Source organism: Agrobacterium deltaense RV3 (assembly GCF_900013505.1).
GTDB lineage: Bacteria > Pseudomonadota > Alphaproteobacteria > Rhizobiales > Rhizobiaceae > Agrobacterium > Agrobacterium leguminum.
In genome coordinates this window covers 1,921,942-1,945,441 of record NZ_LT009746.1, presented here as the reverse complement: position 1 = coordinate 1,945,441, position 23,500 = coordinate 1,921,942, and the positions used below count along the sequence as shown (strand labels likewise).

At 59.3% G+C, this 23,500-nt stretch carries 18 protein-coding genes; 3 read left to right on the top strand and 15 right to left on the bottom strand.

Going from position 1 to position 23,500, the window contains the following annotated elements; all coding sequences use genetic code 11:
- Nucleotides 1-15 precede the first annotated feature (15 nt).
- Nucleotides 16-822 carry an ABC transporter substrate-binding protein gene (locus tag AGR7B_RS23215; protein WP_003521709.1) on the bottom strand — a complete coding sequence of 269 codons (807 nt, stop codon included), beginning with the start codon at nucleotides 820-822 and terminating at the stop codon, nucleotides 16-18.
- Between the two features lie 439 nt (nucleotides 823-1,261).
- Between AGR7B_RS23215 and AGR7B_RS23205 the strand changes: the two genes are divergently transcribed.
- Complete coding sequence (locus AGR7B_RS23205; RefSeq protein ID WP_080858047.1) at nucleotides 1,262-2,299, top strand: Ldh family oxidoreductase; 1,038 nt, start codon at nucleotides 1,262-1,264, stop codon at nucleotides 2,297-2,299.
- Nucleotides 2,300-2,589: 290 nt separating this feature from the next.
- On the opposite strand, the gene AGR7B_RS23200 is transcribed toward AGR7B_RS23205, so the two are convergent.
- From AGR7B_RS23200 to ftsZ, 3 genes are all read right to left on the bottom strand, one after another.
- The gene (locus AGR7B_RS23200; protein ID WP_003521712.1) at nucleotides 2,590-3,555 is read right to left on the bottom strand and encodes a dihydrodipicolinate synthase family protein; all 966 of its coding nucleotides are present in this window, start codon (nucleotides 3,553-3,555) and stop codon (nucleotides 2,590-2,592) included.
- Nucleotides 3,556-3,664: 109 nt separating this feature from the next.
- Nucleotides 3,665-4,363, bottom strand: coding sequence for a GntR family transcriptional regulator (locus AGR7B_RS23195; RefSeq protein WP_031234148.1), 699 nt, complete (start codon nucleotides 4,361-4,363; stop codon nucleotides 3,665-3,667).
- 245 nt (nucleotides 4,364-4,608) lie between these two features.
- Nucleotides 4,609-5,571 (bottom strand): cell division protein FtsZ, encoded by a 963-nt coding sequence (gene ftsZ / locus AGR7B_RS23190; RefSeq protein WP_003521714.1) that lies wholly within the window; start codon nucleotides 5,569-5,571, stop codon nucleotides 4,609-4,611.
- Between the two features lie 477 nt (nucleotides 5,572-6,048).
- On the opposite strand from ftsZ, the gene AGR7B_RS23185 reads away from it, so the two are divergent.
- Nucleotides 6,049-6,492: a response regulator gene (locus tag AGR7B_RS23185; RefSeq protein ID WP_065657684.1), complete on the top strand. Its 444-nt coding sequence runs from the start codon at nucleotides 6,049-6,051 to the stop codon at nucleotides 6,490-6,492.
- Nucleotides 6,493-6,925: 433 nt separating this feature from the next.
- On the opposite strand, the gene AGR7B_RS23180 is transcribed toward AGR7B_RS23185, so the two are convergent.
- From AGR7B_RS23180 to melA (AGR7B_RS23130), 11 genes are all read right to left on the bottom strand, one after another.
- A complete protein-coding gene (locus AGR7B_RS23180) occupies nucleotides 6,926-7,072 on the bottom strand; it encodes a DUF1127 domain-containing protein (RefSeq protein WP_003521716.1) in 147 nt (48 codons plus the stop codon).
- Nucleotides 7,073-7,290: 218 nt separating this feature from the next.
- On the bottom strand, nucleotides 7,291-7,893 hold the full coding sequence (locus AGR7B_RS23175) for a hypothetical protein (protein ID WP_162934241.1): 603 nt from the start codon (nucleotides 7,891-7,893) through the stop codon (nucleotides 7,291-7,293).
- Between the two features lie 115 nt (nucleotides 7,894-8,008).
- The gene (locus AGR7B_RS23170) at nucleotides 8,009-9,127 is read right to left on the bottom strand and encodes an ABC transporter permease (protein WP_059756311.1); all 1,119 of its coding nucleotides are present in this window, start codon (nucleotides 9,125-9,127) and stop codon (nucleotides 8,009-8,011) included.
- Nucleotides 9,124-11,889, bottom strand: coding sequence for a ribosome-associated ATPase/putative transporter RbbA (rbbA, locus tag AGR7B_RS23165; RefSeq protein ID WP_080858219.1), 2,766 nt, complete (start codon nucleotides 11,887-11,889; stop codon nucleotides 9,124-9,126). Before rbbA ends, AGR7B_RS23170 begins: the two co-directional genes overlap by 4 nt.
- 11 nt (nucleotides 11,890-11,900) lie before the next feature.
- Entirely contained in the window at nucleotides 11,901-12,965 is a 1,065-nt protein-coding gene (locus AGR7B_RS23160) for an HlyD family secretion protein (RefSeq protein ID WP_080858046.1), read from the bottom strand.
- Nucleotides 12,966-13,406: 441 nt separating this feature from the next.
- On the bottom strand, nucleotides 13,407-14,780 hold the full coding sequence (melA, locus tag AGR7B_RS23155) for an alpha-glucosidase/alpha-galactosidase (RefSeq protein ID WP_080858045.1): 1,374 nt from the start codon (nucleotides 14,778-14,780) through the stop codon (nucleotides 13,407-13,409).
- A 22-nt stretch (nucleotides 14,781-14,802) separates the two neighbouring features.
- Nucleotides 14,803-16,473 (bottom strand): ABC transporter ATP-binding protein, encoded by a 1,671-nt coding sequence (locus tag AGR7B_RS23150; protein ID WP_080858044.1) that lies wholly within the window; start codon nucleotides 16,471-16,473, stop codon nucleotides 14,803-14,805.
- Between the two features lie 12 nt (nucleotides 16,474-16,485).
- Entirely contained in the window at nucleotides 16,486-17,622 is a 1,137-nt protein-coding gene (locus AGR7B_RS23145) for an ABC transporter permease (protein WP_020811645.1), read from the bottom strand.
- A gap of 1 nt (nucleotide 17,623) precedes the next feature.
- Nucleotides 17,624-18,631: an ABC transporter permease gene (locus AGR7B_RS23140; protein WP_080858043.1), complete on the bottom strand. Its 1,008-nt coding sequence runs from the start codon at nucleotides 18,629-18,631 to the stop codon at nucleotides 17,624-17,626.
- An 87-nt stretch (nucleotides 18,632-18,718) separates the two neighbouring features.
- Nucleotides 18,719-20,806 carry an ABC transporter substrate-binding protein gene (locus AGR7B_RS23135; protein WP_080858042.1) on the bottom strand — a complete coding sequence of 696 codons (2,088 nt, stop codon included), beginning with the start codon at nucleotides 20,804-20,806 and terminating at the stop codon, nucleotides 18,719-18,721.
- Nucleotides 20,807-20,914: 108 nt separating this feature from the next.
- Complete coding sequence (melA, locus tag AGR7B_RS23130) at nucleotides 20,915-22,381, bottom strand: alpha-glucosidase/alpha-galactosidase (RefSeq protein ID WP_080858041.1); 1,467 nt, start codon at nucleotides 22,379-22,381, stop codon at nucleotides 20,915-20,917.
- 197 nt (nucleotides 22,382-22,578) lie between these two features.
- Here melA (AGR7B_RS23130) and AGR7B_RS23125 point away from each other — a divergent pair, with 197 nt between their 5' ends.
- On the top strand, nucleotides 22,579-23,466 hold the full coding sequence (locus tag AGR7B_RS23125) for an AraC family transcriptional regulator (RefSeq protein WP_080858040.1): 888 nt from the start codon (nucleotides 22,579-22,581) through the stop codon (nucleotides 23,464-23,466).
- Nucleotides 23,467-23,500: the final 34 nt, after the last annotated feature.

Here is a 23,500-nt window from a genome sequence, read left to right as displayed (position 1 = left end):
TACGAAAAGTCCTGATCAGCGATAAACGCCGTTGACGGTGAGCGAAGGAACTTCGCCGCCAACCCATTTTTCATAGAGTTCGGCGTAACGGCCGGTGCGAACCTGCTGGTTGATGAAGAGGTTCAGGTAGTTGATGAAGCCGTATTCGTCACGGTTGGTGAAGAGCGCGACATAGTCAATGTCATAGGGCGCCTTGCCTACCACGGAGATGCCCGCGAACTTGCCGCCCTTGACGTTGGACTGCGCAACCGTCGAGGTGGAGACGGTGGCGTCGATCTGGCCCTGGCTGAGCGCGAGGAACACATCGGCCTGCGTCTGGTACGGACGGAATTCGCCGGTGCCCCATTCCTTGACCGTCTTTTCGAGCGCGATGGCTTCGAACGTGCCGGCAGTCGCGCCGACCGTCTTGCCCTTCATGTCCTCAAAGGACTTGATGCCCGACTTGTCGTTGGCGGTAACGGCCATTTCGAAAGCGAAGTAAGGCACGGTCATGCCGACCGTCTTGGCGCGCTCCAGCGTATCGGAGGTGGACGCAACGCCGACATCGACGCGGCCGGACATCAGCGCCGGAATGCGCTCGGGGAACGGCGTTTCGACGATTTCAGCCGTGACGCCGAGCGCCTTGGCAAGATCGTTGCAATAATCGACATCGAAGCCGATTGGGTTGTTGGCGTCATCACGCGCGCCCATGGGCGGGAAATCGAGCACGACGGCGCAACGCAGCGTGCCGGACGAAATGATGTCGTCAAGTTTGTCGGCCTTGGCCGGCGTAATAGCGAAAGTGGCGGCCAGGAGGCCGGCGACGATGACCGATTTTTTCATTCTTTATTTGCTCCCACAATTGGTCTGCCCTTGAAGGCGCGGTCACTATTTCCCTATGGCGGCGATAAATCAACATAAAAATACAACGAGTATACAAAAAGAATTTTTGCATGTGCGAACTGATGAGGTATCGCGGATGATTACGCATGCCAGCGCGGGGGGAGCGACAAGATGGGCGAGACATCCAGAATCCCTCCTTCCTGTACTTGTCACAGGAATCTGGCCTGCCCAAATCTTTGGGCTAAAAAAGGCTTTCCGACGCGCAGACGCGCCGACCGGATTTTTGTAACAAGCAAAGGAATGACGGCTTAAGGTGTCTTCGTGTTTGAGAGGGTCACCTTCTGCTCGGACTGAGCTTCATCGAAAAGACACGTTGCAATACTCACGCCTTTGTATACTTTATGTATTCAAAATGTGCGAGCCCTATCGGAGGACTATGATGAGCGACACGACCACTTTGACCATTGAGGCACTTTTCCAGCGGGTCGAGTCGATTTTTTTGAGGGCCGGGGTGAATGATGTACAGTCGGGAGCGCTGGCGCGGGTCATTACTGCCGGTGAGCGGGACGCCTGCAAGTCCCACGGCATCTACCGTATCGAAGGCGCGCTCCGCACCGTCAAGGCGGGCAAGGTGAAGCCCGACGCCATACCTGAAGTGGCTGAAGACGACGCCACGGCCATCGTCAAGGTCAATGCCCGTGGCGGCTTCGCCAACCCCGCCTTCGAACTTGGTCTGCCGGTTCTGGTGGAGCGAGCGAAACGTGCGGGGATCGCTGCACTCGTCATCAATGACTGCACGCATTTCTCGGCGCTCTGGCCGGAAGTCGAGGGCCTTACCTCGAATGGTCTCGCCGGGCTGGTCATGTGCCCGAGCTATTCCACCGTTGCGCCCACCGGCGGAACCAAGCCTCTGCTTGGCACCAACCCCTTCGCCTTCGGCTGGCCGCGCAAGGACACCTCCCCTTATGTCTTTGATTTCGCGACCTCGGTTGCGGCCCGAGGTGAAATAGAACTACACCGGCGGGCCGGAAAGCCCCTGCCGGAAGGCTGGGCTCTGGATGCCGACGGCAAGCCGACGACCGACCCGGAGGCGGCCCTTGCCGGCTCCATGCTGCCCTTTGGCGGCCACAAGGGATCGGCCATCGGCACCATGATCGAGCTTCTCGCCGGCATCATGATCGGCGATCTCACCAGCCCCGAAGCGCTCGAATTTCTCGGCACCACCACGCTTGCCCCCACCCATGGCGAGCTGATCGTCGCCTTCTCTCCCGAAGCCTTCGCCAAAGGCCGCCCCGGCGATCCTTTCCAGCGCGCGGAAGTGCTGTTCGACGCTATCATCGGCCAGGGCGCCCGCCTTCCCTCGGGCCGCCGCTTCACTGCCCGCGCCAAATCCGAAAGCGAAGGCATTACCCTCACCGCCGCCGAAATGGCCGGGCTCGACCGGTTGCTGGAGAAGGGGCTGGACGCGGTTTCCTGAGCGCGTTTGGATGTGGAAATAAAAAAAGCCCGCGATCGCGGGCTTTCTCATAACGACAGCGTCACTCAGCTTTCTTTGCGACTGCATAGCATCCCCGCTCCGTCACCCCGGACTAGATCCGGGGTTTAGTGCGATCAAGTCCTTGATCGCGGAAGAGTCCTTTCACGGCGCAGACGCGCCGTGGCTGGATGCCGGATCTAGTCCGGCATGACGGAAAAGAGACATCAAATCTCATCACATACAAAAAAGGCCCGCAGTTGCGGGCCTTTTGTTTTCACGTCAGTGACTGATCAAGCAGCTTTGCAGGCCTGAACCGCACCCGGCAGCTTGCTCCAGTCGGCATACCAGCTGTTGAACAGCTTGAACTGCGCCTCGACATAACCGCGCTGGCTGTCCGTCAGGGCATCGGTTTCGTTGAAGTGCAGCGTGTATTCCTTGTCGCCCTTCAGCACCATCATGTGCTTGAAATAGAGAACCAGATCCGGGCCTTCATCGAAGGACGAGAGAACGGCGAGCGCCTGTTCCAGCTCGAGCGCGCGGGCGCGGGCATCGGCATCACCCTTGGCGGCGGCCTGCGACAGCTTGCAGAGGTGAATGACTTCCTTCGGCAGGACATTACCGATGCCGGTGATGGCGCCAGTTGCGCCACAATTGACGAAGCCATGGAAGACGGCGGTATCGACGCCGATCATGAGGGTGACGTCGTCATCGCGGCTGGTGATGTTTTCAGCTGCGTAACGCATATCGGCCGGGCCGCCGAATTCCTTGAAGCCGACGAGGTTCTTGTGCTCGGCGCGCAGCGCGAAAAAGAGATCGGCGCGAGTGGCGAAGCCGTAATAGGGGCTGTTGTAGATGACGGCCGGGATTTCCGGTGCGGCCGAGAGGATGGCCTTGAAGTGGGCCTTCTGGGCGGCGATGACCGAACCGCGCGACAGGACGCGCGGAATGACCATCAGGCCCTTGGCGCCAACCTTCTGGGCATGGGCGGCATGGGCAACGGCAGATGCCGTGTTGACCGCGCCGGTGCCGACGATGACCGGAATACCGGCTTTCACCAGGCGCTCGACGCCTTCCATGCGCTGCTCGTCCGTCAGGAGCGGCCAGTCGCCCATGGAACCGCAATAAACAACGGCCGACATGCCATCGGCGATCAGTTCCTTGCCCTTGCGAACAAGCGCATCGAAATCAGGGGTGCGATCATCCTTGCAGGGGGTCATCAAGGCGGGAATCACGCCGGAAAAAATGCTGGCCGTCATTTCAAGCTCCTAAGGGACATGTTTTTCAGGAATGGACGCACCTCCGCGCCACCCTTTCGACAAGGACATTACAATCTTGTATTTTATTTGTCGACAAGAAATCGACAAGCTACAGATTTATTTCCAGCCGTTCGTTTCGCACCAGTAGTTTCTGCACCTGCCGCACGATCTGTTCGGCATGCTCACGGGCCAGTTTCTCGGAAAGAACGGTATCACGCGCGGCAATCGCCGCGATGATCTCATCATGATCGTCGACGAAGCGCTTCGGCAAACGATCGTCATAGGACTGGTAATAAAGCCTGAGGATGCGTCGCCCCTCGTCCAGCAGCCGCTTGAACAGGCTGGTAAAATAGGGGTTACGCCCGGCTTCGGCGATGGAAAGGTGAAGGGCGGCATTGGTGGAGATCATCGCCAGCGCATCCTGCTCTTCCACCGCAATGGCGAATTCCGCATTGTGGGCGCGGATTCCGGCCAGATCCTCCGGACGGTGATATTGCGCGGCAAGCTGCGTCGTTACCCGATACATCAGCACCAGCGCATCGAAATAGGTGTGCATGTTGAGGAAATCGATGTTCGACACCATGGTCGAACGGTTCGGCAGCGTATCGATCAGCCCCTCGCCCGAAAGCCGCACCAGCGCCTCGCGGATCGGCGTGCGCGACATCTTGAACCTTTCGGCAAGCTGCACCTCGTCGATGGGGCTGCCGGGCGGCAGAACCAGATCGAGAATCTCGTCGCGCAGCAGATCATAGACCATCTTCACGCCGGAGCCGCGCTTGCGCTCGGCAGAAGCAATTATATCCGTCATCATCAAATCCCTCTTGTCGACATAAAGAGTACTATTATATTTTTTCCCGATCAACGCTGCGCAGCACCGCAGCCTCTTCGAATGGCGGAATAATTGTTCAAAAACAACAAAAAGCCGTCGCGAAAATTGCCCGCGACGGCTTTTGATCGTTCAGTTTGTGGCGTGGACGCTGTTTTTAGGGTATCGCCAACTCAAGAAGGCGATGTCCCTGGGAAGCAAAGAGTACGCCGCTTCTCAGGCAAGCCTCAGTTGCGCAGGCCGGTGGCGACGACCGAAATCTTGAAAGCGCCGTCCAGCGTCGGGTCGAAGGAAGCGCCCATCACCACATCGGTTTCTTCGCTGACTGCCTCGCGCACCAGCGTCATTGCCTCATCGATCTCGTAGAGCGTCAGATCGTTGCCGCCGGAGATGGAAACCAATGCGCCGCGTGCTTCCTTCAGCGACGGTTCGCCGAGCAGCGGGTTGGCAATGGCTGCGGCCGCCGCTTCCGATGCGCGCTTTTCACCCTTGGCCTGCGCCGTGCCCATCAGCGCCCGGCCGCCATTCTTCATGACATAGCGCACATCGGCGAAATCGAGATTGACCAGGCCTTCGCGCAGGATGAGATCTGTGATGCAGCGCACGCCAAGCGACAGAACCTTGTCGGCCGTCTTCAGCGCATTTTCGAAGGTCGTGCCGGCATCGGCAATGCGCAGCAGGTTCTGGTTGGGGATGACGATGACGGTATCTGCCGTGTTGAGCAGGTTGGCGAATCCATATTCGGCAGCCCGCATGCGGCGCGCGCCTTCGAAACTGAAGGGAAGCGTCACGACACCGACGGTGAGGATGTTCTTCGCCCGGCAGGCTTCGGCGATGACGGGGGCAGCGCCCGTGCCGGTGCCTCCGCCCATGCCGGCGGTGATGAAACACATGTCGTAGCCGCTCAGGTGATCCATGATCTCGTCAAGTGAATCGATCGCTGCCTGCCGGCCAACCTCGGGATCGGCGCCTGCGCCGAGCCCGCCGGTCAGTTCGGAGCTGAGCTGCACGAGCCGCGGCGCGTTGGTCTTCTTCAGCGCCTGCGCATCCGTATTGGCGGCGATGAAATCGACGCCACCGATGCCCTCGGCAATCATGTTGTTGATCGCGTTGCCGCCACCGCCACCGACGCCGACGACGGCGATATTGGGCGTGTTGCGGGCAATGGTGGCGCGCGGAGACTGGGTCATCGTCTTATTCTCTTTCTAAACTCATAGGGTCCCGCGCCGTTCTTTGACTGCGGCACGCGAATGATCGGCAAGGTTCCAGCGCTTCCTCCCCGATGGGGAAAAGAGGCTGTAACGCTTTGAATTTTCATGCCGGCCTTTCACCCCATAATGGCGAAAGAACGGTGTTCCAGGGGGCGAAAGATGCTCCACGGCGACGTTCTCCGACCCCTTCCCCGGATGAAAACCGAACCGAATCAACTGCTTCGCTCTTGTAAGGTGATAGCCGAAAAGGCACACCGTTTACACTCCATTCACTATGTTTATCTCACTTTGGAACGAGTTGCGCCGAGAAGTGTTTGCATGCCGACCGCGCTGGAGCGGCGGGAAATAAAACGGAACCGGTCCCGCCGCTCCGGGTTTAGTTGAAGCCTCGGATGATCCGCAACCGCGATTCAGTTTTCAATCCGTTGCTCTGAAACACAGAATGGAGGCAGGCATATGTTGGCAGACGTCTTGCAAAACGAACCGGGTTTCCGCACGGAACAGCCGCGTGTGCTGATCGTGGAAGACGAATTCCTCATCGCCATGGATATAGAGGATTCCATTTTGCAGGCGGAAGAAGAGGCCGATGTCATCGGCATCGCCAACCGGCTGGAAGACGCCGTGGCGCTTGGCAGCCGCGCCGATATCGCCTTCGTCGACGTCAACCTTGCCGACGGACAGACCGGCCCGGAGATCGGACGGCGGCTTTCCCAAGATCATGGCGTGGTGGTGATCTTCATGACGGCAAACCCCGAAGTCGTCGTCAATCTCGGCATCGGCGCCGGCGTGATCGCCAAACCCGTGCCGCAGGATGCCGTGGAGCAGTGCCTCGCTTATGCCCTTGCCAAACGTGCAGGCGCCCACGCCGTGACGCCCATCGGCATGATGGCTTTCGACTGAGATATTTCCTGAAGACAAAGGCAAGTTTCTGAAAACAAAAAAGCCTGCCGCGGGAGGAGGTGCGGCAGGCTTTTTGAAAAGATGAACAGCGATATGGGAGGAGGAAAACCGCTGTCCCCGGGGCAATCCTTTGGGAGGAGGAGTAGGATCACCCGCTTTACCAAAAGGATGTGGGAGGAGGTACATCCCTTTCGATGATTGGAAGATAGCATTTTTCTGCGTATTTGACAGGCATAAGCTTGCAGTACAGATATGCATTCATTGCATGGCGATATTCATCGCCTGACGTCGAGAAAACCCCACCCTTCGGCTCGCACTTCGACATCGCCGGATTATCTGGCGGATATTCGCCGTAGAAGCATCCCATATCTCCAAAACAAAAACGCCCGCTGAGCGGGCGTTTAGGCATTCAAAAGAGGCGATATCGCCTTGATTACCTGCCAACGGCGGCGCGGGCGACGCTGGTGATTTGGCTACGATCGATACCGAGATCGTGCAGTTCACGGGTGCTCATACGGCCGAGTTCGTTGATGGTCTGACGATATTTGCGCCAGTTATTGAAGCTGCGTGCTACGTTCATGACATTACCCTTTCTGAGGTTTAGGTGACGTCAGTAACGTTTTCGTTCCGGCGTCCTTTGATGCCCCCAATATGCGCTTTTCGATGACGAATTAACAGGCAGAATAAGGCAATCCACCCATGCGCCAGACGCAAGGGTTCCCCATGACGCTTTGCGACGAAAAAGAAACGTGACTAAAATTCAGACGGTTCGCCGGGCCTGGAACCGCCCCCTGCCGCTCAGAACTTGTAGCGGACGCCGAAGACATTGGCGTTTGTCGCGCCCTTCATGTTGCCGAGCGTCTTGCCGCCACCGGAGCGGTGGTGAAGACGCCAGAAGAATTCCGTCGAGGAATCCTCGCTGAAGGACACGTTGATTTCCGGTCCCAGATAAAACAGGACATTGGCATTGCCGTTGTCCTTGATTTCCTGTTCCCGCTCGCGGCCAGGCTGCGCATCCGTCACGAGGCTGAGGCCGGCGGTAAAGCTCGGCGTGATAAACAGCCGTTCTCCGAGCCTGATCTGCTCGTAACGTGCAACCGGACCCGCCCAGACTTCACTGGTAAAGCCCTTGCCGAACCTGGCGGCGACGCCGATTTCGCCGCCGAGTTTCACGTTGCCGATGTGGTAGGGGTAGAACTGATAGCCGCCGCCCAGAATGGCATTGCGCTCATATTCCACCGGAATGAGGGCTGCACTTTTCAGCATGTCCTCTTTCGTCAGGACGCCGCCGAAACCGAATATCGCTTCGCTCGTCTCCGACGTCATATCTTCTGACGCAAGAGATGGCGTTGCCGCCAGTGCGATCATGGCTGCCAGTGACAGACGTGCTGCAATATTCATTTTGCTACTCCTGAACAAAGCCCGCTTACCCAGCCGTCCTCATAGGCATATTCACGGAAGGCGAACATACCGTTACCGAACACAATTAATTCAACTTGCGCGGAAATAGGCGGAATCAGCGCAGGAAACGCCTGAAACGGCGAAGCGCGAAAACGAAAAGCGCGGAGCCGATGGCCAGCAGCGCCAGCAATTGCGGCCAGACCACATCCAGCCCCGCCCCCCTGAAAAGCACCGATTGCGCCAGTATGACGAAATGGGTGTTGGGTGCGAGAAGCATGATGTACTGGATGATATCAGGCATGCTTTCACGCGGCGTCATGGCGCCGGAGAGCACCTGCAACGGCAGCAGGAACAGGATCAGCAGCATGCCGAATTGCGGCATGGAGCCTGCAACGGTCGCAAGGAAGATGCCCATCGACGTCATGGCGAAGAGCTGCAACGCCGTTCCGAGCAGGAAGAGCAAGAGCGAGCCTTCGATTGGAATGGCGAGCAGGCCCCTGACGACTACGAACAGGGAAAATGCGGAGGCCACCAGCACGACAAGGCCCATGGACCAGACCTTGCTGAGCATGATTTCCAGCGGCGTGACCGGCATGACCAGCAGATGCTCGACCGTGCCATGCTCGCGCTCGCGAATGAGCGCGGCCCCCGTCAGCACGATCGACAGCATGGTGATGGCGGTGATGATGTTGTTGATCGACCCGAACCACGACTTGTCCAGCTCCGGGTTGAAACGGGAGCGTAGCGTCAGGTCCACCGGCACCGACGTCGCACCGCGATAACGGTTGATATATTCCTGAACTTCACTCGTTACGATGCTCTGCACGTAACCGCCGCCACTGAAAGCCTGGCTCATGCGGGTGGCGTCGATATTGAGCTGGATAGCGGGTTGCTGCCCGGCCATCAGCCGGCGCTGGAAATCCGGCGGGATATTGAGCGCGAAGGTATCGAGGCCCGCATCCATGCGCTTGTCCATTTCCGCAATGGAAATCTGCTTCGGCGGGGAGAAATAGGGCGGATAAAAAGCCGTGCTGATGCGCCCTGAAAGCGGTGACTGATCCTCGTCAACGATGGCGATGGCGGCATTGTTCAGCGTCTCCGGCAGCGCACTGGAACCGGTGTAAATCTGCAGTGTGAAGGCGTAGACGATGAGCAGCAGCAACATCCCGTCACGCGCAAGGCCGCGCAGTTCCTTGATGCCGAGCTGGAAGATGTTGGACGAAAACAGCTTCATGACGCCTGTTTCCTCAAAAGGGCGGCGCCGGCAAGAAGCAGCGGAATGGCAATGAGAAGCGGCAGGAACGAGCCGGAGAGCCCGGTGAAATCCAGCCCCTTGGAGAAGGTGCCGCGCGAAATGGTCATGAAATAGGTGGCGGGATAAATGTTGCCGATAAAGGCGCCCGCCCCCTGTAGCGACGAAACGGGATCGATCATGCCCGAATATTGCGTTGCCGGAATGAGCGTCAGCAGGGCCGTGCCGAAGATCGCCGCGATCTGGCTCTTCATGAAGGACGACATGAGAAGGCCGATGGAGGTGGCGATGACGACATAGAGCAGCGCTCCCGTCGCATAGGCGAGATAACTTCCGGTGAAGGGCACCTGGAAGATGAAGATGGCGAAGGCCGTCAGAAGCAGGAAATTGAGCATGCCGAGGGCGACATAAGGAAGCTGCTTGCCAATCAGGAACTCCAGCCGCGTGGTCGGCGTCACGTATAGATTGACGATGGAGCCGAGTTCCTTTTCCCTGACGACGCTGAGCGCCGCCAGGATGGCGGGAATGAGCATGAGCAGCAGCGGAATGACCGCCGGCACCATGGCGACGAGGCTCTTGACGTCCGGATTGTATCGATAGCGCGTTTCGATGCTGAAACTGCTTTGCGTGGCCGCGCTGCCGTAAATCTCGGCGGCCTTGCGCGCCAGCCATGTCTGGTGCATGCCCTGCACGTAACCGCGAACGGTCTCCGCCCGCTGCGGCATCGCGCCGTCGATCCAGGCGCCAACCTCCACCGTCTTGCCGCGCAAGACATCGCGGCCGAAACCAGGGGGAATTTCAATGGCAAGGCTCAGTTCCCCGTCACGCATCCGCCGGTCCATATCGGCATAATCGCGGATCGGTTCCTTCTCGATGAAATAACGCGAGCCGGCAATGTCGAGCACATAATCGCGGCTGATGGTGGAATCGTCACGGTCCAGCACCGCGAAGGTCAGGTCCTCGACATCGAGATTGATACCGTATCCGATGACGAACATCAGGATGACGCTGCCGAGCACCGCCAGCGTGCCGCGAATGGGATCCCGCTGCAGTTCCAGCGCCTCGCGGCGGGTATAGCTGAACATGCGCCTGAAATCGAAAAACCTCTTACGATTGGGTGCAGCATGTTGCGTCGCCGGCACCTGCGCTGCCGCGACAGGAGCGGCGGCAGGTGCCACCTTTTTGACGCCTGAAGCATCCTCGAGATAGGCAACAAAAGCCTCTTCGAGCGTTGCCGCATTGCGGCTTTTGGTAATCGCGTCAGGTGTATCGCTGATCAGCACCTTGCCGGCATGCATCAGCGAAATCCGGTCGCAGCGCTCCGCCTCGTTCATGAAATGGGTGGAGATGAAGATGGTGACATCGTCGTTGCGGGAGAGATCGGCAAGGATTTGCCAGAACCCGTCCCGCGCCACCGGATCGACACCTGAGGTCGGTTCATCGAGGATGAGAATATCAGGCGAATGGATCATCGCCACCGCCAGCGACAGCCTCTGCCGGATGCCGAGCGGCAGGTCGTCCGGCAGTGTGTCCATGACCGCACCGAGATCGAAACGCTCGGCCATTTCGGCGATACGCGGCTGAATGGTTTCTTCCGGCAGCTTGAACAGGCGGGCGTGAAGATCGAGGTTCTGCCGCACCGTCAGCTCGGAATAGAGCGAGAAGGCCTGGCTCATGTAGCCGACGCGGTGACGGATCGCCATGTCGCTGGCATCCACCCTGTGCCCGAAAAGCTTCGCCTCGCCTTCGCTGGCGGCCAGAAGCCCCGTCAGCATTTTCATGGTGGTGGATTTTCCGCAACCGTTCGAGCCGAGAAAGCCGAAAATCTCGCCACGCGGGATCTTGAAGCTGACATTGTCGACGGCGGTGAAATCGCCGAAACGCATGCTGAGATGCGACGCCTCGATGGCATAATCACCCTCACCCGCCACCTTGCGCGGCGCGATATGGACTTCGTGGTAGCCTTCGCGCTTTTCTTCGGGCAGGAGCGCGATGAAGGCCGCATCGAGATTGGGTGCGGAGGTGCGCTCGAGAAGTTCGGCAGGCGAGCCGGTGGCGAGTATTTTGCCGCCATCCATCGCGACCAGCCAGTCGAAACCGGCGGCCTCTTCCATATAGGCCGTGGCAACGATAACGCTCATGCCCGGACGCCCGGCGCGGATGGAATCGATCAGTTCCCAGAATTGCCGCCGCGACAGCGGATCGACGCCGGTGGTCGGCTCATCGAGAATGAGCAGGTCGGGATCGTGGATCAGCGCGCAGCAGAGCCCGAGCTTCTGCTTCATGCCGCCGGAAAGTTTCATCGCGGGGCGGTCGGCGAAGGGCTCGAGGCCGGTACTTTTCAGCAATTCGGCGATGCGCGCCTGCCGCTCCCTGCCGTCCTGTCCGAACAGCCTGCCGAAGAAATCGATATTCTCGAAGACGGACAGGGTGGGATAAAGGTTCTTGCCGAGACCCTGCGGCATATAGGCGATACGCGGGCAGGTATCCTCGCGGTGGCGCGGATCGGACATATCACCGCCCAGAACTTCCACCTTTCCCCTCTGTATGGCGCGCGCGCCGGAGACGAGCGACAACAGGCTCGATTTGCCCACACCGTCAGGCCCGATAAGCCCGATCATCCGCCCGGCGGGGATCTCGACCGATATGTCGGCCAGCGCAATGGTGCTTCCGAAGGTCAACCGCACATCGGCCAATCGCGCGACCGGTGCATGCCTGTCATTCGTTGCGGGGGGCGCGACCATGGTGGCCACCGTCACTTGACGAGATTGCGTTCGAGGTTTTCCGGCCAGGCGGCCTGCGGATCAAGCCGGACATAGGCCATGCCGGGCAGCCCGGTTTTGACATATTGGATATATTTCTGCAGCAGCTCCTGCGGGATTTGCGCCCTCACCCGGAATGTCAGCTTCTGGCGTTCTTCTTCGGTCTCCACCGTTTTCGGCGTGAATTGCGCGACATCGGCCACGAAGGAAACCTTGGCGGGGATGGTATATTGCGGGGCGGCATCCAATATCAGGCGCACATCCGAGCCCATGGACGTGCGGCCGGCCTCGGCCGTCGGCAGGAAGAACGTCATATAGACATCGCCGAGATCGACCAGGTTCAGAACCCGTCCACCGGCGGACAGCACCTCACCGGGCTGGGCGATCCGATATTGCACGCGGCCATCGCGGGGCGATTTCAGCGTCGCATCGGCGATATCCGTCTCGATGCTTTCAATATCGGCCTGCGCGGCATCCACCGCCGCCTCGGCATCGACGATCTGCGCCTTGGCGGCGTTGATTGCGGCATCGGAGGCGGCAAGCGAGGCCTCGGCGGAAGCGAGCGTGGCGCGGGCGGACTGCTCGGCGGCCTCACTGTCATCGACGATCTGCTGCGAGACGGCGTTGCCGGTCAGCAGCTGTTTCGAGCGCGCATAGGTCTTGGAGGCGGAATCGAGCTGGGCCTTGCGCTGTTCCACCACCGCCAGCGCCGAGGTCTTTTCCGCCTCCCGCTGGGCGACAAGGCTGTGGGCCGTATCGATTGCTATTTTCGCACGGCGAAACTGTGCTTCCGCCTGACGTTTCCTCGCCTCCAGTTGCGCCGTATCCATTTGGGCAAGCACCTGCCCGGCCTTCACGAAATCGCCTTCACGCACCATGATGTCCTGAAGGCGACCGGCGGTCTTGGTGGAAATATCGATCTCGACGGCCTCGATACGGCCGTTACTGGCCACGAAACCGGCGGGAAGTCCCTCACCCTTCAGCTTTGACCAGGAGAAATAGGCGATACCGGCAATAACCAGAATCACCAGACCAACGAGCAAGCCTTTTTTAGACATCCGTCTTCCCCATGAACCCTTCGAATTTCAACCCTAATACGATGAAACCGAAGAAGCCAGCCACCATTGCGTTTAGTATTCGCACTCGTCATTTCTCCTGTTTGAGGGAGATAGATCGGGTTCAGGGGATGTCTAGACGTCAAGGTGTTTTGTGGCCTTGACACAAGTCAAATGCTTTGAGGGTTTCGGGCAGACGCCTAAACCGGCTGATGATAGCAGGCCTCAGGGGTTGCAAAACCCTATGAAACGACCTCGTTTGGCAAAGCCGCATCATCCGCCCCCCGTCACCCCGGACCTGATCCGGGGTCCAGCGCGATCAAGTGCTTGATCGCGGAAGAGTCTTCTCACGACGCAGACGCGCCGTGGCTGGATGCCGGATCTAGTCCGGCATGACGGAGGAGATGGTCTGCACCTTCGTATTTTGTCGCAGCGACCGGCGCCTTACACCGCCCGCGCCCGCTTCACCTCCACCTGCGTCCATTCCGGCAACCAGTCGCGATGGGCCAGCAGCAGATCGTCCACCAGCGACCATATCTGGTCGAGATCCAGTTCCGCCGCCGTGTGCGGGTCCATCATCGCCGCGTGGAAGATGTGCTCTCGGTTTTCGCTCATCAGCGCCCGCACCGTCAGTTCCTGCACATTGATGTTGGTGCGCATCAGCGCGGTGAGCTGCGGCGGCAATTCGCCGACAAAGGTGGGCTGCACGCCGTTATGATCGACAAGGCAGGGCACTTCCGCCGCGCAATCCGATGGCAACGAGGTGATGCAGCCATTGTTGCGCTGGTTGCCGTATATCACCGAGGGTTCGCCGGTCCAGACCGAGTTGATGATGGAGGAGGCATATTCCTTTGACTGCTTGACCTCGATCTTCTCGGCCGAACGATAGGCTGCCGCCTGCCCCTTCCAGCGTTCGATCTGCTCGATGCAGCGCTTCGGGTATTCATCGAGCGGGATACCGAATTTCTCGATCAGGTCCTCTCGTCCTTCCTTGATGAAATAGGGCGTATATTCGGCGAAATGCTCGGAGCTTTCGGTGACGAAATAACCGAGCCGCGTCAGCATCTCATAACGCACCTTGTTGGGGCAGCGCGGGTTCCATCCGGGTTTTGGCGCACGGCCTTCGCGGTAACCGCGCACGAGATCGGGATAGAGGTTCTTGTAGCTTCCATCCGGCTGGCGGCGCTCGAATTCGAGGAAAAACGCCATGTGGTTGATGCCGGCCGAACGGTAACGGATTTCCTCGTAAGGGATATCGAGATCGTGGGCGAGCTCCATGGCTGTGCCCTGCACCGAATGGCAAAGGCCGACCTGCCGGATCGTCGGATATTTCTCCGCAATCGCCCAGGTATTGATCGCCATGGGGTTCACATATTGCAGCATGATGGCGTTGGGGCAGACGGCCAGCATGTCCTCGCAAATCTTCCACAGATGCGGCACGGTGCGAAGGCCGCGCATGATGCCGCCGACGCCGAGCGTATCGGCAATGGTCTGGCGCAGGCCGTATTTACGCGGCACCTCGAAATCGGTGACCGTGCAGGGTTCATAGCCGCCGATCTGGAAGGCGACGACGACGAAATCGGCACCGGCAAGTGCCTTTTTCTGGTCCGTATAGGTCTCGGCCTTCGCCTTTGCGCCAAGTGTCGAAATCAGCTTGTTGACGACGATGGCGCTTTCTTCCAGCCTCTCGCGGTTGATATCCATCAGTGCGATGGTGGCGCCCGAAAGCGCCGGACGCTGCAGCACGTCGCCGATGATGTTCTTCATGAACACCGTGGAGCCTGCGCCGATGAATGTGATCTTGGGATCTCTTGCCATGTCTACCTCCAGCATTGGGAATTCAAGCGATTTCGAAGGCGGCCCGTACAAGCCGCTGAGTATATTCGGTTTTCGGATTGGTCAGCACATCCTCGACAGGCCCTTGCTCGACGATCTGCCCGCGCTGCATGACGATGACGCGGTGGCAGAGCGCGCGGACCACTTTCAGGTCGTGCGAGATGAACAGATAGCTCAGGCCCCGCTCATCCTGCAGCTTGCGCAGGAGATCGATGATCTGCGCCTGCACGGAAAGATCGAGCGCCGAGGTCGGCTCATCGAGCAGGATGAATTCCGGCTCCAGCGCCACCGCACGGGCAATGGCGATGCGCTGGCGCTGACCGCCGGAAAATTCGTGCGGAAAACGCGAGAGGATATTGCCGGGCATGCCCGCCGCTTCCAGTGCATCACGCACCCGGTCTAGCCGCTCGGCTTTCGTTTTGCCGAGACCGTTGATGATCAACCCTTCCTCGATGATCTGGCCGATGGTCATGCGCGGATTGAGCGAGGCGAAGGGATCCTGAAAGACGATCTGCATACGCGAACGCAAAGGCCGCATTTCAGCGCGGGAGCGGCCATCCACCCTCTCCCCGTCAAATATCACCTCCCCGGCAACCGGTTCGTTCAGCCGCAGCAGGGATTGGCCGAAGGTCGTCTTGCCGGAACCGGATTCACCGACGAGCCCCAGCGTCTCGTGCCGATTGAGGGTAAGCCCCAGGCTATCGACGGCGATCAGTTCCTTCAGTTCGGGTTTAAACAGGCCGCCGTAACGCATCATGAAAGAGACCCGCACGCCGCTTGCGGTCAGGAGCACGCCGGAATTTTCCGGCAGCGGCTTTGCCGTGCCATGCGGTTCGGAGGCAAGCAGCTTTTTCGTATAGGGGTGCTGCGGCGCTTCGAAGAGCTTTTCCGTGGTGTTGTGCTCACGTATCTCGCCATGCTGCATGACATAAACATAATCGGAAAACTGCTTCACGATCGTCAGGTCATGGGTGATGAGAACCACGGCCATGCCGCGCTTCTTCTGAAGATCGCGGATGAGGTTGAGGATCTGCGCCTGCACCGTCACATCGAGCGCGGTGGTCGGCTCGTCGGCAATCAGCACATCCGGATCGTTGGAAAGCGCCATGGCGATCATCACACGCTGCCGCTGGCCGCCGGAAAGCTGGTGCGGATATTGCTTCAGCCGCGCTTCCGGTTCCGGTATCTGCACCTGCCGCAGAAGATCAAGCGCCCTCGCCTCGGCCTCCTTCCGACTGAGTTTCGAATGAACGCGGATCGCCTCGACGATCTGGCTGCCGATCGTATAGATCGGGTTCAATGAACTCATCGGCTCCTGAAAGATCATCGAGATGCGGTTGCCGCGCAGCGCACGCCGCTGACGGCTAGAAAACTTCAGAATGTCGTCGCCGTTGAAACGCACGGTCGCGGATTTCGCAACGGTCGCCCGCTTCGTCAAAAGTCCCATGATGGTGCGGGCCGTGACGGATTTTCCCGAACCGGATTCGCCAACGATGGCTATCGTCTCGCCCCGGTAAAGCTGGAAGGAGATGTCCTTCACCGCCTCCACCGTTCCGTGCTCCACCTTGAAGGTCACGGCAATGTTGCGCGCATCGATGATGGCGTCGTCGTTTCGGTCATCGGCATCGAAGCGGATGGCGGGCGCGTAAGTGTTATTTTGTGCAGCAGCAACCATATTACGCTCCTCTCAATAGGGATCGACGGCATCGCGCAGGCCATCGCCCAGCGCGTTGAAGGCGAAAACAGTGACCAGCACGAAACCAACAGGTGCGAGAATCCAGGGATAGGAACCTATGACGGAATAGGTCGCCGTATCCTGCAGCATCAGCCCCCAGGAGATGAGCGGCGGCTTCACCGCAAAGCCAAGGAAGCCGAGGAAGGATTCGAGCAGCACGACGCTTGGAATATGCAGCGTCACGGCGACGATCACATGGCTCATCACATTCGGCAGAATATGCTGGAAAATGATGCGCCGGTCGGTGGCGCCAACGGCAATGGCGGCGCGCACATAATCGATACGCGCCAGCGCCAGCGTCTTGCCGCGCACCTCGCGTGACATCTGCGCCCAGCCGAGCGCCGACATGACGCCGACGACGAAGACGAGGAACACGGTAGTGGGTGCGGTTACCGGAATGAGCGAGGTCAGCGCGAGATAGAGCGGCAATTGCGGGAAGGCCAGTACTACCTCCACGAAACGCTGCACCCAGGCATCCAGCGGCCCGCCGAAATATCCTGATATCAACCCGACGCTGGTGCCGATGACGGTGACGATGGCGACGACGCTCAAGGCAATGGCAAGCGAGATGCGCGAGCCATAGATGGCGCGCGACAGCACGTCGCGTCCGAACTTGTCGGTGCCGAGAAAATGCACCGGCTGGCCGTCGGTCGAGCCGAAGAAGTGACGGCTCATCGGGATGAGGCCCAGCAGCCTGTATTCCGCACCTTTGACGAAGAAGCCGAGATGGACGGGATTGTCGTAATCCGGCCCGACGATGGGCTGGAAGGTGACAGGATCAAGCTCTTCCGTTTCGGCGATGGCATAGACGCGCGGTGCAAGGCTGAAATTGCCGTCCTTGTCGGTGAAGCGCACCACCTGCGGCGGCGAGAAGCTGCCATGGGTTTCGAGCGGGTTCATCGGCGCGAAGAAATCTGCAAAGATAGCGATCAGGATCAACAGCGCCACCAGCACCAGCCCGACCATGCCGGTGAAGGAGCGTCTGAGACGCCGCCAGACCAGTGCGAGATAGGTCTCGTTGCCATGGGCGGAACGGTCGGGTTTTGCTGCGGTGGCGGTTTCGGTTTTCATCTCGTCAAACGCCATCATCTCAGGCCCTCCCGAATTCGCGGACGCGCGGGTCGAGCATGGCGAGCAGCATATCGGCGATGATGTTGCCGACGATCAGCGTGGCGGCCAGCACCATCATGAAGGTCGCGGTGACATAGACATCGCCCACCGCCATTGAGCCGACAATGGCGGGACCGACGGTCGGCAGCGCGAAGATGATCGCGGTTTCGATCTCGCCGCTCAACATGTAAGGCAGCACCACGCCCTGATACATGACGAGCGGGTGCACGGCGTTCGGCACGGCATGGCGCATGATGACGGCGCCTTCCGAAAGACCCTTGGCGCGGGCCGTCTCGACATATTGCGCGTTCAGCGTATCGAGCAGATTGCCGCGCATCACCCGCATATTATAGGCCAGCCCACCGAAGACGGCGATGGCAACCACCGGCCAGACATGGCTGACGAGATCGACGAATTTGCTCCATGACCACGGCGCACCGCCATATTGCGGCGAAAAGAAGCTGCCGATCTCAGACACATCGAAATGAAACACCATGAGATAGACGAGGATCAGCGCCATCAGGAAGCGCGGGATCGTCATGCCGAGGAAGGCGATGGTGGAGAGCAGGTTGTCGACCCAGGAATATTGCCGCGTGGCTGCCCAGATGCCGAAGGCGATACCGAGAACGGACGCGAAGATGTGGCAGACCAGCGCCAGCGCAATGGTGCGCGGCAGGCGTTCGCCAACCACATCGGCGACCGGCTTGTTGTAATAGAAGCTGTAGCCGAAATCGCCGCGGGTGACGATGCCGCCGATCCAGTTGAAATATTGAATGACGAGCGGCTTATCGAGGCCGTGCTCGATGCGATAAGCCTGAGCCTGCGCTTCCGCCTGTTCGAAAGACGCGCCGCCCTGGTTCATCAGCTGCGAGCGGATGTAGTCGGCATAATCGCCGGGCGGTGCCTGAATGATGGCGAAGGTTACCACGCTCAGGATCAACAATACCGGAATGGCGGATGCAACGCGTATCGTCAGAAATCTCAGCATCGAACGGTCTTCCTCGGTTTGGATGGGCCGTGTATCTCCGGCCGCGCTTCACGCGCGACCGGTACCGGGTTTTCTCCGGGAGGAGTTCTAGTTAATCGGCCCGCCCTCACCCGGCTTGCCGGGAAGCTGCTGCGGGAAGAGTTCGTATTTGCCCTGCTTGTCGGCCGCGACCCAAAGGCGTTCGCGGATGATGGAGTCTTCAGCCCAGTTGAACATGAAGATCGGCGTGCCCTGCGGCACATTCGAGAACCGCTTGTTGACGATCAGCGCGCCGGGATATTCGGTGAGGCCGATCGTATAGAGGTTCTGCGTATAGACCTTCTGATATTGCTTCATCAGTTCGGCCCGCTCTGCATTGTCCTGCGAGGAGATGAACTTGCGCACGAGATCGGCCATCTCCTTCTCGAACGGCATCAGATCGAGTTCCTTGCCTTCAGGCGAGCGGTGGTTCCAGCTGGTGCGCGGGCCGACAGGGGCAAGCTGCTCGGTGTTCTGCACCACGGATGAAAGCTCGGTGGAGTTGCGGCGCACCAGCCAGTCGAACTGCCCGCCATAATGGGCGGCATCGCGCTGGTTGGAATCGAGGCTGTTGATGACGACGCGAAGGCCGAGTTTAGCCATCTGGCCGACAAGACCTTCCGCGAGGCTCTTGTCCGTCGCGTAACCGTTATTGACGAGAAGGGTAATCTCGACATTGCGGCCACGCAGCGTTTCCTTCGGGAAATTCAGGAAACCATCGCCGTCCGTATCCTTCAGGCCTATCGAGGCGAGCGCGGCCTTGGCGGCCTCGAGATTGAAGGGGTAATAGACCGTGGAGGCGCGGTCATAGAAGCTGGTGCCCGATGAAATGCCGCCCGGATAGATCGCCGTGAACGGCCCCTTCACCAGCGAGTCGCCGACCGCCTTGCGGTCGATGGCCGATGTGACGGCCTGACGGAAAACCTCGTTGCGGTTCAGTTCACGAATGGCCTGCCCGCGCTCGTCCGGATTGCCCCAGCCATTGGCGGAAAAGTTCATCTGCAGATTATAGCCGATAAGCCGCGGCCCAAAGGCAAGACGGGCCGGTGCATTGGGATCGGCGGCGCGTTTCAGCGAGGCGACGAAATTCTCCGGCTGTTCGAGGTTGGAGAAATCGCCCGATCCCGCCACGGCCTGCACATCACGGTCGGCCCAGGTGGAAAGCTTGTAATGGACCTCGTTGAGATAAGGCAGCTGCTGGCCCTTCTCATCCACCTTCCAGTAATAGGGGTTGCGTCGCAGCACGATGATGTCATCAGGCCGATAAGCAACCGGCACCCATGCTCCCATGACCGGCATGTTCATATATTCCGGCGGGAAAGCGTTCTTGAACTGGTTATAGGTATTCTTGGAATATTTCGGATGCTGCGGTTTCAGGATATGCGACGGCCCGGGGCAGAAGCTCGGATAGGCCATGGTGTAGAGATATTGCTTGGGAAAAGCGTCCTTGAAGGTCCATTCGACGGTGTAATCATCGATCTTCTTCAGCGTCGTTCCCTCACCGAAAGCCTCGGGCGATGCGCCGCCGCCAAGCGGTGAAACATTGGGGTCGACGACCGCATCTTCCCAGTAGAACATCACGTCATCGGCATTGAAGGACTCGCCGTCCGACCATTTCGCGCCCTTGACGAGATGCATCGTCAGCTTGTGGCCATCCTCGGACCATTCCCAGCTTTTCGCCAGATTGGGCAGCGGCTCGGTATCCTTGGCATCCACCTGGAAGAGCGGTGCGGTGCGCGTCAGGCATTCGGAAAGGGCGATATCGATGCCGCCCCAGCCCTGGCTCTGGCCGGCAATATAGTTCCAGCCCTCGGGCCTGCCGCCGACCACATGGCGCATCGTATCGCCGTAAACGCCCATACCGTCGGGCATATTGCCGGTCTTGTAGACCAGCGGTTCTTCCGGCAGGCGCTCTTTCAAGGGCGGCAGCTTGCCGGTCTTTTCGAATTTCTCGCTAACCCAGTCAGGCTCACTGTAGCTCGGCAGCGCCTTGAATTCGAGGATCGAATCGCGCGCCACATAGTTGATCTTGCCTTCGGCCGGAAATTGCGGCGGCTCCGGCGGCGTGGTGGTCTCGAAGGCATTCGCATTGAGTGCGATCATCGAAACACCGAGACCCAGTGCCGAGATGATACCGATCCTGCGTTGAAGTAACATCGTCATTCCTCCCAAATGGCAGCTCTTCGACCGCCCACCCTCTGTGATCGTTCTGGCCGTGGCGGCGAACTCCCTTCCGCCGCCCGGCCTGTTCCCATGTCTTTTCCTTCAAACAGCCTTTTTCAGCGCCGATTTTTCGGCCCGCAGTTCTTCGATGGAGCGCACATTGCGGCGGGCGGCACCGGCCCAGTCGCGGGTCTTGACGCTGGATTTCGCAAGCCGCTCCTTCGCCGCCGGCACGGCATCGGCATATTGCGGCAGCCAGCGCGCCTGCGCGACGACCATCTCGTCCACCATCTGCCAGACCTCCTCCGGTGTGGCGACGGCACCGACCAGCGGATCGTGCAGCACGGCAAGCTTCAAAAGATCGATATCGCCGCTCACCGCCGCATGCACGGACATGCGCTGCACGTTGATGGAGGCCATGCAGGTGGCTGCGCAGGCTTCCGGCAGGGTTATGCCTGAGACCATGTTGATGCCGAAACGGTCGACGAAACCGGGGGATTCGATGATGGCGTCCGCCGGCAGATTGGTGATGACGCCATTGTTCTTGACGTTGAAATGACCGCGATAGACACGCCCGGTTTCCAGCGCTTCCAGAATGTGGCTCGCATGTTCATTGGAGCGCTTGGCCGGATCGATGGGCTTGGCGGCCGAGGCGAGGAACTGCGGAAACTCGGTTTCGAACCAGTTGCGTGTTTCGGTGGAGTGGCGCAGATACCCCCCGGTTTCACCGTGGATCCAGTCGGACATGTCGATCCAGCGGGCAATCTCTTCCGGCCGCTTGCGATACCACGGCAGATATTCGGACAGATGGCCGTTGCTTTCCGTCGAATAGACGCCGAACCGCTTCAGCACGTCGATGCGCAGTTTCTCTTGCTGCGAGAAGACCGGATGCGCCTCAAAGGCCGCGACCAGCTCGTCCTTGCCGATCTTGCGACCGTTGAGCCTCAGATCGATGAACCATGTCTGGTGGTTGATGCCGGAGCAGATGTAATCCAGCTCGGACACGCTTTTCGCACCGAGAATTTCGGCGATCTGTTCGGCGCCGTGCTGAACGCCGTGGCAGAGACCGACCGTATCCACCTTGCCATATTCGATGGCCGCCCAGGTGTTCATCGCCATAGGGTTGGCGTAGTTCAGGAATTTCGCACCCGGTGCGGCGACTTCGCGGATATCCTTGCAGAAATCCAGAATGACGGGAATGTTGCGCTGACCGTAGAGAATGCCGCCGGCGCAGATCGTATCGCCCACGCACTGGTCGATGCCGTATTTCAGCGGAATGCGGATATCGTCCGCATAGGCTTCCAGCCCGCCGACCCGCACGCAGCTGATAATATATTTCGCGCCCTCCAGCGCCCGCCTGCGGTCGGTATCGGCCGTCACCTTGACGGGGAAACCATTGGCCTCGACGATCTTCTCGAGGATCGCCCTGATCATATCCAGATTGCGCTGGCTGATATCCGTCAGCGCGACTTCAATATCGCGAAACTCCGGCACACACAGGAGATCGGTGAACAGTTTTTTCGTGAAACCGACGCTGCCTGCGCCAATAATAGCGATTTTGAAACTCATAACGCCACCTCTGTTGCAAATCGAACGGGTGAAACGGGCCGCAGGATCGTAAAATGGCGTTGCAGAAAAATACCCGTAAGAATCCCGGAAAACCGGCCTTACTCCCAATTTTTCAGCAGCAATATCCCGCTGGCTGTCTCCTCGGATCGGGATTATGCGTATAATATCCGCGAGGACCAGAGAAGGATTATGCTTTCATGGGTAATTTTGTGCTGCAGGATTTGATCGATCAGGGACCCGGCATGCGAACAGTTTCGCTGCCGCGCGGCCGCCAGACGCTGCACACCATGCCGACCAGCAGCGGTTATGAAATCCGCCGCAGTGGCAATTACGACTGGGACGGGCGCAAACGCGGCCAGACGCCTTTTACCGTGCTGCAATATTGCATCGCCGGACAGGGCAACCTGCGTTACGAGAACCGCCACTATGTGGTGAGGCCGGGCGAAACCCTGCTGCTGCTCATACCGCACAATCACCGCTACTGGCTGGAAGAAGGCAAGGAGTGGGAATTCTTCTGGATTTCCATGAATGGCGAGGAAGCTCTGCGCATTCACCGCAATATCCTCTCCGTCACCGGCCCTATCCTCAAACTCCAGCCCGAGACCGTGGATCATCTTGCCGAATGCTGCTCGCGCCTCGTCAATGGCGCGGAAACGCCAGGTGCCGCCTCCGCCGTCGCTTATGAAGCGGCAATGACGCTTTATGACGATGTCTTCGGTTCTCATCCTTCTTTCGGCGGCGAATATCGCACCATGCAGCAGGTGCTGAGCTACATAGACAGCCATCTCGGCGAACGGCTTTCGGTCAGCGACCTTGCGGCGGTGGCAGGCCTCAGCCGCGCGCATTTTTCCCGCATCTTCGCGGCAAGCGAAGGCCTTTCGCCAGCGGAATTCGTGCTGCAGCGACGCCTGCGCCGGGCGGCGAAGCTTCTCACCTCGGCTGCCAACCTTCCCATCAAGGAGGTGTCGGTGCTGTGCGGTTTCGAGGATCCGAACTATTTCTCCAAGGTCTTCCGCAGGCTCTACGGCACCAATCCGAGCGAATTTCGCACCACCGGCATGTATGCGAGCGTGCGGCAGGGCTGAACGACAAAACGACTTCGTTTTGACATGTTTCAGG

Bases quoted from the DNA above. Each gene is read 5' to 3' on its own strand.
- AGR7B_RS23215 (WP_003521709.1), bottom strand. From the start codon at position 822: ATGAAAAAATCGGTCATCGTCGCCGGCCTCCTGGCCGCCACTTTCGCT.
- AGR7B_RS23205 (WP_080858047.1), top strand. From the start codon at position 1,262: ATGAGCGACACGACCACTTTGACCATTGAGGCACTTTTCCAGCGGGTC.
- AGR7B_RS23200 (WP_003521712.1), bottom strand. From the start codon at position 3,555: ATGACGGCCAGCATTTTTTCCGGCGTGATTCCCGCCTTGATGACCCCC.
- AGR7B_RS23195 (WP_031234148.1), bottom strand. From the start codon at position 4,363: ATGACGGATATAATTGCTTCTGCCGAGCGCAAGCGCGGCTCCGGCGTG.
- ftsZ (WP_003521714.1), bottom strand. From the start codon at position 5,571: ATGACCCAGTCTCCGCGCGCCACCATTGCCCGCAACACGCCCAATATC.
- AGR7B_RS23185 (WP_065657684.1), top strand. From the start codon at position 6,049: ATGTTGGCAGACGTCTTGCAAAACGAACCGGGTTTCCGCACGGAACAG.
- AGR7B_RS23180 (WP_003521716.1), bottom strand. From the start codon at position 7,072: ATGAACGTAGCACGCAGCTTCAATAACTGGCGCAAATATCGTCAGACC.
- AGR7B_RS23175 (WP_162934241.1), bottom strand. From the start codon at position 7,893: ATGAATATTGCAGCACGTCTGTCACTGGCAGCCATGATCGCACTGGCG.
- AGR7B_RS23170 (WP_059756311.1), bottom strand. From the start codon at position 9,127: ATGAAGCTGTTTTCGTCCAACATCTTCCAGCTCGGCATCAAGGAACTG.
- rbbA (WP_080858219.1), bottom strand. From the start codon at position 11,889: ATGGTCGCGCCCCCCGCAACGAATGACAGGCATGCACCGGTCGCGCGA.
- AGR7B_RS23160 (WP_080858046.1), bottom strand. From the start codon at position 12,965: ATGTCTAAAAAAGGCTTGCTCGTTGGTCTGGTGATTCTGGTTATTGCC.
- melA (WP_080858045.1), bottom strand. From the start codon at position 14,780: ATGGCAAGAGATCCCAAGATCACATTCATCGGCGCAGGCTCCACGGTG.
- AGR7B_RS23150 (WP_080858044.1), bottom strand. From the start codon at position 16,473: ATGGTTGCTGCTGCACAAAATAACACTTACGCGCCCGCCATCCGCTTC.
- AGR7B_RS23145 (WP_020811645.1), bottom strand. From the start codon at position 17,622: ATGATGGCGTTTGACGAGATGAAAACCGAAACCGCCACCGCAGCAAAA.
- AGR7B_RS23140 (WP_080858043.1), bottom strand. From the start codon at position 18,631: ATGCTGAGATTTCTGACGATACGCGTTGCATCCGCCATTCCGGTATTG.
- AGR7B_RS23135 (WP_080858042.1), bottom strand. From the start codon at position 20,806: ATGTTACTTCAACGCAGGATCGGTATCATCTCGGCACTGGGTCTCGGT.
- melA (WP_080858041.1), bottom strand. From the start codon at position 22,381: ATGAGTTTCAAAATCGCTATTATTGGCGCAGGCAGCGTCGGTTTCACG.
- AGR7B_RS23125 (WP_080858040.1), top strand. From the start codon at position 22,579: ATGGGTAATTTTGTGCTGCAGGATTTGATCGATCAGGGACCCGGCATG.